This window comes from Microcystis sp. LE19-41.2A (assembly GCF_027530405.1).
GTDB classification, from domain to species: domain Bacteria; phylum Cyanobacteriota; class Cyanobacteriia; order Cyanobacteriales; family Microcystaceae; genus Microcystis; species Microcystis aeruginosa.
The window spans coordinates 1-5,063 of record NZ_JAPZQJ010000556.1 but is presented as its reverse complement, the minus strand read 5'-3'; the positions used below and the strand labels follow the sequence as shown (position 1 = coordinate 5,063).

The 5,063-nt window shown below is 36.6% G+C and carries 6 protein-coding genes and 3 pseudogenes; 3 read left to right on the top strand and 6 right to left on the bottom strand.

Annotation, left to right across the window (positions count from 1 at the left end; translation table 11 throughout):
- A partial coding sequence (locus tag O9290_RS23445; protein WP_288023764.1) for a transposase occupies window positions 1-112 on the top strand: 112 nt, incomplete at its 5' end.
- Window positions 113-146: 34 nt separating this feature from the next.
- On the opposite strand, the gene O9290_RS23440 is transcribed toward O9290_RS23445, so the two are convergent.
- The 6 genes and pseudogenes from O9290_RS23440 to O9290_RS23415 form a co-directional block, all read right to left on the bottom strand.
- A complete protein-coding gene (locus O9290_RS23440; protein WP_002760186.1) occupies window positions 147-410 on the bottom strand; it encodes a tetratricopeptide repeat protein in 264 nt (87 codons plus the stop codon).
- 16 nt (window positions 411-426) lie between these two features.
- Window positions 427-684 (bottom strand): ParE family toxin-like protein, encoded by a 258-nt coding sequence (locus O9290_RS23435; RefSeq protein WP_002737575.1) that lies wholly within the window; start codon window positions 682-684, stop codon window positions 427-429.
- Window positions 662-883, bottom strand: a complete 222-nt coding sequence (locus tag O9290_RS23430; RefSeq protein ID WP_002736659.1) for a hypothetical protein — start codon at window positions 881-883, stop codon at window positions 662-664. Before O9290_RS23430 ends, O9290_RS23435 begins: the two co-directional genes overlap by 23 nt.
- A 72-nt stretch (window positions 884-955) precedes the next feature.
- A pseudogene (locus O9290_RS28615) lies at window positions 956-1,606 on the bottom strand (tetratricopeptide repeat protein); the annotation flags it as partial.
- Window positions 1,607-2,316: 710 nt separating this feature from the next.
- The gene (locus O9290_RS23420; protein ID WP_002760499.1) at window positions 2,317-2,715 is read right to left on the bottom strand and encodes a HEPN domain-containing protein; all 399 of its coding nucleotides are present in this window, start codon (window positions 2,713-2,715) and stop codon (window positions 2,317-2,319) included.
- Window positions 2,712-3,026, bottom strand: coding sequence for a nucleotidyltransferase domain-containing protein (locus O9290_RS23415; RefSeq protein WP_002737075.1), 315 nt, complete (start codon window positions 3,024-3,026; stop codon window positions 2,712-2,714). Before O9290_RS23415 ends, O9290_RS23420 begins: the two co-directional genes overlap by 4 nt.
- 827 nt (window positions 3,027-3,853) lie before the next feature.
- Between O9290_RS23415 and O9290_RS28610 the strand changes: the two are divergent.
- Both O9290_RS28610 and O9290_RS23400 read left to right on the top strand, forming a co-directional pair.
- Window positions 3,854-4,561 (top strand): annotated as a pseudogene (locus O9290_RS28610) (ISNCY family transposase); the annotation flags it as partial.
- A 209-nt stretch (window positions 4,562-4,770) separates the two neighbouring features.
- Window positions 4,771-5,063 (top strand): annotated as a pseudogene (locus tag O9290_RS23400) (ISNCY family transposase); the annotation flags it as partial.

Sequence of the window (5,063 nt, the reverse complement as noted above, 5' to 3'; positions counted from 1 at the left end):
GGTCGAGGGAATCAACAATAAACTTAAACTAATAAAACGGAGAGGCTATGGCTTGAGAAACTTTCGGAATTTTTGGGTTAGAAGTATGTTATCTTGGCATCTTGTATGTTGATTTAGCATAAAGGGTAACGAAGAGCCTTATACCTTTATAGCGTTTGATGGGGATAATTCTCTCCTAAAACTTTCTCCGCTATGTCTAAAGCTTGCTGGTAGAGTGGTTCAGCTTCCGCATACCTTCCCTGAGATTGGTAGAGTTTTGCTAAATTATTAAGATTTTCAGTGACATTGGGATAGTTATCGCCTTCAAAAATTTCTGGACAGTATTTTTTTAGATTTGCCAGAAATTCCTGTGAGGTAACTTCAGTAAAATCTTGGTGGATAATATTGCGAAATTCTTTAGGATCTAGCATGGTTAATTTTCTCCTTCTATTTAATTAACTCTTCATACTCATCATGAGAACCAATCCAAAACCAGTAATAATCTTCACCTTTTTTCAATGCTAAAGCTCTATAATTCTCAGTTATTCGGACTGACCAGACATTTTTCCCTACTTTCTTGAAATGTAATGATCGATGGAAAACATTACTAATCCAGAGACGATAGGCTTTTTTTGCCTGTTGCTTAATGTAGGGAGGTAAGTTGGCATAACATTGCCAAAAATCAGGAGTTGTTAAGGATTTCATCTAAAGGCTTAACTTGATTGTTACTGATATCATTGTTGACTTTTTGTAATAGTCGATCGAGTTTCCCTGATTCGAGATCGTTTTTTATCTGTTTGTCCCAACTATCATCAAGATAGTCTTGTAACCAAGCTGATAATTGATGGATTTCTTCGTCAGGCAACTGGAGAATCGCGGATTCAATATCTTTGAGTGTAGTCATGATTGTTTGGTTGATTGAAGGTGATTGTATTATTTTATATTGTTGTATTATCGGATGGGTTAATAACCCATCCTACGGGAGCGACTCTAAGTTTTCCCGAATCTTAACAGTAGTAGGATGATTCTCCCCTAAAGCTTGCTCGGCAATTGCTAAAGCTTGTAAATAGAGAGGTTCTGCTTCTTCGTACTTTCCTTGAAAATAGTACAATTTTGCTAAATTGTTGAGGGAATTAGCAACATAGGGATGATTCTCCCCTAATAATCGTTTCCTCAATTCTAAAGCTTGTAAATAGAGAGGTTCCGCTTCTTCGTACTTTCCTTGAGAATAGTACAAGAATCCTAAACCATTGAGGGAATCAGCTACATAGGGATGATTCTCCCCTAATAGTCGTTTCCTCAATTCTAAAGCTTGTAATAAGAGGGGTTCAGCTTCTTCGTACCTTCCTTGGGATTTGTACAATCCTGCTAAATTGTTGAGGGAACTTGCTACATGGAGATGATTCTCCCCTAATAGTTGTTTAAAAAATTCTAAAGCTTGTAAATAGAGGGGTTCAGCTTCTTTGTATCTTCCTTGAGATAAGTACAATAATGCTAAATTGTTGAGGGAAGTTGCAACATCAGGATGTTTTTCTCCCAAGCGACGGCGAGTTACTTCTAGACATTGCTTACACCAAGGTTCAGTTTGTTCGTACAATCCCTGCCCATAATAAAAACTCCCCAATCCTTGAAAAGACGGGATTAAATCCTCCTCCTCCAGCCATTGTTTTAACTCTGTTGCTGACTCGGCAATATGGGGAATAGATAGGGCGACGGCTTCTATTTGCTCCTTGGTTAAATTCTCAGGAATAGTCTTTGCCTCCTCAATCATACCCCGACAAAAGGAGCGTTTCAACTCATCCCCATCCTCTCGCAGTGCTAACTTAGCTTGAAAAAACTGTCGCACCAACGGATGAAACTGATAAACTTCTCCTGCTACCGCTTGCAACAGATGAAGGTTGAGTAATTCGTCCTCTCTTTCTTTTTGAGCTTGGGATAACTCTTGTTGGGATTGAGCTAATTCCTTTAGTATTGCCCGAATGTCTTCAATAGTGGCTGTCATAATGAATTTTCTCAAGTTAAAGTGAAATTTTCTCTATTATAGCCCGATCGCTTTTTCTCCCTTGAAGTAACCGTTCAGGGGGGGACAAAATCTAGTAATCTAAGGGGCATGGATGAGAAGCACCAACGGTAATCCCATAATAAGTCTAAACTATGATTTGAATGATTGAATGAATACTATGATTGTGTTGTATTCGGCAAGTCTTCATCAATGATCAATCATAGTCCATCCCATAGTCAAATTGATCGCAGTTAAGACGATGGATGTGACTGTCGCATCATTTGTGTATTGAGATGCTCTTTACTTAATGTATTGCCATACAATACTTTTGTCATTTAATCAGTAGGAAGCAGGTCTGAAATTATATTTAAAAAATCTCTCACTTTTGCAATGAAAGGAATAACTTGTAATTCATCAAAATCTGCAAAGTCTGTATAATCTGCTTCGAGACGGTATTCAAACAATTCGTTATAAACTGCACCAAAGTCTTTTGAAATAATTTCGCTACGGATGTAATTTTTGTTGAAGAGACTACGGACACCTGTATGTTTTGGAGATGAGAGATTATCATAAGCAAGTAAAGCCGTAACAGCATAAAAGCAACTATAGTATAGACGATTGATACAACTATTCCATCTTGCACCATCAGCAAGAGAACAAGCATCTTGATAAGCTTCCTCTGCACGATTTAAACGATACCTAATTAGTTGATCGTGAGGGGAATTTTTACTCATAGCATAATAGCTTCTTTGTTAACTGATTGCCAGAAAGGAGTAGTTTGTAATAAGGGATGTTCCCATTGATTTTTGCTGCGAACAATGGTACAAATAACTTCTTCTGTTTCCCATTCGATTTCATAAATTTGACGACGGATTTGAGATGTGCGAGTAGGGTTGGTGATCCCATCAACTAATACTAATATATCCCAATCAGAGTCTGGTTGAGCATCATTCCGCGCCCGTGAACCATAAAGAAATATTTGCGCTTGTGGTTCGATCGCTTGTACTGCTTGTTTAATTTTATTGAGTAATAGTTGTTTGTCCATGATTTTTTATTACCTTTTTGTACTGCAAAACAATATTAACAATATAATCCATCCCATAATCCCATAATAAGTCTAAACTGTGATTTGAATGATTGAATGAATACTATGATTGTGTTGTATTCAGCCAACCTTCATCAATGATCAATTATAGTCCATCCCATAATCCCATAATAAGTCTAAACTGTGATTTGAATGATTGAATGAATACTATGATTGTGTTGTATTCAGCCAACCTTCATCAATGATCAATTATAGTCCATCCCAGTAATCACATAATAAGTCTAAACTATGATTGAAATGATTGAATGAATACTATGATTGTGTTGTATTCAACAAGTCTTCATCAATAATCAATCATAGTCCATCCCAGTAATCACATAATAAGTCTAAACTGTGATTTGAATGATTGAATGAACAGCAATTCTCATTTTGAAATAAATAGAGCATTAACCCCGATTTTGGCATTGAAAATAAAGTACAAAGTAACTATTTTCGGGGAGAGGCGATCACTAAAAAAAACAATTGGCTGGACAAATTAAGTATAAATACTCAAGCAATTAAAGAGGTTGGCTGAGAATGAACGGGGTTAATTCAGGAAGATATAGCGTTTCCTAAGCTAGTGAGGTACACCTATTTTTCTTCCCTTTTGCCTTTTGCCTCTTGCATGAGTGCCTAAAACCCATAACTTTTGTACCTCAGCAGACTGAAAAACGCTATAGTTCTGTTTTTAGAATAGGGAATTCAAGGGAAATAAAAATTTATAATTATTGTCAGCTAAGGTAAAATGGGTGAGATAGAAATCCACCAGCACGTCAAATTATTCCAAGATGGCTCAAAAAGCGGCAACCCTAGAAATTTCGGAATTAATGCAATTTTTACGTCAAGAATTAGATGATTTACCCGATGAGAGGAAACCTGGAAATAATAGAAAATATGAGGTAGAAGATGCCGTGATGGCGGCATTTTCAGTCTTTTTTACTCAGTCGCCGTCTTTTTTAGACCATCAACGTTTAATGAAAAGCAATAAGGGAAAAGATAATGCTGAAAGTTTATTTTAAATTGAAAAAATTCCTGGGGATAATCAAATAAGAAATTTGTTAGATCCAGTGCCAGCCTCTAATGTCTCTAGGACTTTTCAAAAAGTCTATGAATGGTTAAAGGAAAAGGGAGTTTTGAAAAAGTTTCTCTACTTAGATGGAGAAATTTTAGTGGCGTTAGATGGCACAGAATATTTCTCATCCAAGAAAATTCATTGCCCTCATTGTAACTGTCGTAATCATCGAAATGGAACTACAACTTATTTTCCTGGCTGTGTCACACCTATGGTGGTTTCTCCTAAGCAAAAACAAGTAATTAATTTAGAGCCAGAATTCATTAAAAAACAAGATGGAAATCAAAAACAAGACTGTGAAAATGCGGCCGTTAAAAGATGGTTAAATAAGAATCATAAAAATAAGTATGGTTATCCTGTAACTCTTTTAGGAGAAGACTTATATTCTCACGAACCTGTTTGTGAATTAGCGGTAAAACAAGGTTATAAGTACCTAAGCAAAATTAATTACACATCTAAGCCACTACTCCGTCAGACTTCTGGTGTGAGGAAACAGTGAACTGAAAACTCAAATCCGATCCCTAATAGCTGTCTCCCGTCTCGGAGTCTCCCGTCTCGGAGTCTCCCGTCTCGGAGTCTCCTGTCTCGGAGTCTCGGAGTCTCGACTAGGAAATTAATTTTGCCCGACTACTTAGTTTTATTTTTGTTTGTTTGGAAACGTCGCCTAAAACTTTATATGAATGGCTAGAATTTTTAGAAAAAAGTGGCGAAGTTACGACCGTTGAAAAGAAACAATGGGATGGGCGAAAAAATCTAATTTATCGTTATCGTTATGCTTCTAGAGTTCCCTTAAGAGAGGGCGACTCAAGTCTCGAAGTTAATTGGTGTGAAGTGACTGTTATTAATGAAAAAACCCAGAAAACTATCTACCAAAATAATTGGATAACTAATCATAAAATCACGGAAAATAATGTCGAAGAAATTGT

Coding starts and splice junctions, on each gene's coding strand:
- O9290_RS23435 (WP_002737575.1), bottom strand. CDS start 684: ATGAAATCCTTAACAACTCCTGATTTTTGGCAATGTTATGCCAACTTA.
- O9290_RS23420 (WP_002760499.1), bottom strand. CDS start 2,715: ATGAGTAAAAATTCCCCTCACGATCAACTAATTAGGTATCGTTTAAAT.
- O9290_RS23430 (WP_002736659.1), bottom strand. CDS start 883: ATGACTACACTCAAAGATATTGAATCCGCGATTCTCCAGTTGCCTGAC.
- O9290_RS23440 (WP_002760186.1), bottom strand. CDS start 410: ATGCTAGATCCTAAAGAATTTCGCAATATTATCCACCAAGATTTTACT.
- O9290_RS23415 (WP_002737075.1), bottom strand. CDS start 3,026: ATGGACAAACAACTATTACTCAATAAAATTAAACAAGCAGTACAAGCG.